Here is a 2452-nt window from a genome sequence, read left to right as displayed (position 1 = left end):
CCTGGCCAGTCAGTGGCTTCGGCTTGTTGGAGGCGAGCTTGGCCTGTTCCAGCGACCAGTATTCGAGCGGGAACAGATCGGCCTTGGAGAGCGGGTGGAAACGGCCGACCGCCTCGGCGCCGCGCACCGCCTCGATCCACATCTCGCCGACATCCGAGGCGATCTTCGCGTCCTTCAGCGTGCGGCCATGGCCGAACATGCCGAGGCCCGGCACCAGCGTCAGCCGCGGCATCTGGTCGAGCATGGTGCGCTTGACGTCGTCGAGCGCATCATTGGTTTCGAAATAGGCGCGATAATCCTTGGCGAACGCGTCGACATGGCTCTTGATTGCCACCTTGTAGTCACCGGCCTTGTCAGCATCGGGCGCCGGCAGCGCCATTGGGCCGGTCTTGATGCGGATCGACAGATCCGGTGTCGACACGCCGCGTCCGGCATAGTCGGCGATCTCAGCCGAATTGATGAAATCGACAATTGCCGGCGAAGTGCGGAAATCGCTGATCATGCGGTCGAAGCGGCCTCCGCCGCGCGCTACCGCCACCGCACCACGCAGCATCGGCGCGATCGACGCCGGTGTCGCGAGCTTTGCCGGCAAGGCTGCCTTTGCCGCCTTCGGCTTGCCGCTTGCGGCAATGAAGTCCTCGGCGACATTCACATAATGGATCATCCGGTCGTAGGCCTGTTTGGCGTCGTCGCCGAAGGTGAAAATGCCGTGCTTGTCGAGGATCAGGCCTTCGACATCAGGGTCGGCGTCGAAGATATCTGCGGCCGCCTTGGCGAGGTCGAAGCCGGGCATGATGTAAGGCACGTAACCCATCTTGCTGCCGAACACCGTCTTCACCAGCGGCTTGGAGTCCTCCTGGTCGACGATGGCGAGGATGGCGGTCGAGTGCGTGTGGTCGACGAATTTGTGCGGCAGGAAGGCATGCAGCAGCGTCTCGACCGACGGGTTGGGCGAGGACGGATCGATGAGGTTGACGCGTTGCAGGGCAACCATGTCCTCGTCGGCCAGCCTGTTCAGCGCGCGCGCCTTGAGCAGCGGCTTGAGCTTGACGGCCGGCAGGCCCTGCGGCTCGATGATGCCCATGTCCCAGCCGCTGCCCTTGACGCACAGCACGTCCCACTGGTCGCCGACGAGGTCGGTTGCCGTCGTCTTGCAAGAGGTGTTGCCGCCGCCATGCAGGACCAGCCGTGGTTCGCCGCCGAGCAGCCGGGTCGTGTAGACGCGCAGCGCCAGGTCGCGGCCGACACCCTTTTTCGCGTAGTCGGCGACGAGTTTTTCGGCTGTTTCGTCATTCCACAAATTGTTCATGTTCGCTTCGTCCGGTTGTTTGTTTTGATGGTGAAACAGGATTGCCGCGACGCTTTGATGACAATGCGCCGGCGGCGGAGAGGAGGATTTCTAGGAGGCCTTTTCTGTCGTGGCAGCCGCATGATCCAGGAGCCGCTGCGCCATGTGCGCGCCGACCACCAGATGCGTGCAAAGGCCGCCCGCGATCGCCGCGAGCAGCGGTTCGAACTTGCTGTCCTCCTGCACCACCACCAAACGCCTGGCGATGGCGCGCAGCGAGGCAAGCTCGGCGGAGATCACCCGGCGGTTATAACTGCAGCCGAGCACCTTGCCTTCGGCGTCTATGATCTGCCCGGCAATCACGCCGGCAGCGCCTTGGCTGCGCAGATCCGCCATTTCTCTTGGCGTCAGCGCGCCGCATTTGACCAGATGGCTGTCGGCGTCGACCGCGCCGACCGAGTATAACGCCAGGTCGCATTCGCTGACACCCGACAATTGTTCCCGGATCACCGGCTCGGCACGCAGCGCCCGCGCGAGTTCTTCCGTCGACAGCACCAGCGGCGCGTAGAAATTGAGCCCCTTGGCGTTGAGCCGCCGGGCGATCTCCATGGTGCATTGGTCGGGGCGATAGGAATAGGGTGCGCCGAGATTGCCGCAGAGCTGCACCACTGTGACATCCTGCAGATCGGCATAGGACATCACGTCGGCGATCATATAGACGGTGCGGCCCCAGGCGACGCCGATGCGGTCGCCCTTCTTGACCAGTTCGAGAAAGACGCTTGCCGCCAGCACGGCGATTTCCGTCGACGGGTCGGCAATATGATCATTCTCCGGTGCGATCCAGACGGCGTCGAGGCTCAACGCATCCTCGAGCTTGCGCGCCAGCACGTCGTCGGTGAAAAGCTGGGTCGAAGTCGAGATGTTGACGATGCCGGTCTCGCGCGCCTTGCGCAGATACATGGCGACCGAGGCACGGGAAATGTTAAGCTGGCTCGCCACCTGGTCCTGCCGCAGGCCATGGGCATAGTAGAGCCAGGCGGCCTTGTGGATGAGTTGTTCTGCCGGTCGGATCGCCATGCCGTCTCCTCGGCTGACATTATTCACGGCTCTCGACAAAAGTCAAACTGGGCAGAGGTATGCGATACTCCCGCTTACGCTGAATCT

Annotated in this window: 2 protein-coding genes; both read right to left on the bottom strand. The window is 63.0% G+C overall.

The genetic code is table 11. The features are described from left to right. Positions 1-1309, bottom strand: a 1309-nt coding sequence (locus EN893_RS29115) for a bifunctional aldolase/short-chain dehydrogenase (RefSeq protein ID WP_128361988.1), incomplete at its 3' end; no start/stop codon positions are given. Between the two features lie 90 nt (positions 1310-1399). Further along, complete coding sequence (locus tag EN893_RS29110; protein ID WP_127270079.1) at positions 1400-2365, bottom strand: sugar-binding transcriptional regulator; 966 nt, start codon at positions 2363-2365, stop codon at positions 1400-1402. Between the last annotated feature and the right edge of the window lie 87 nt (positions 2366-2452).

The sequence above is a fragment of the Mesorhizobium sp. M7A.F.Ca.CA.004.04.2.1 genome, assembly GCF_004022825.1.
Lineage (GTDB): Bacteria > Pseudomonadota > Alphaproteobacteria > Rhizobiales > Rhizobiaceae > Mesorhizobium.
The sequence above is the reverse complement of the archived record's forward strand: the minus strand, read 5'-3'. Positions and strand labels throughout refer to the sequence as shown.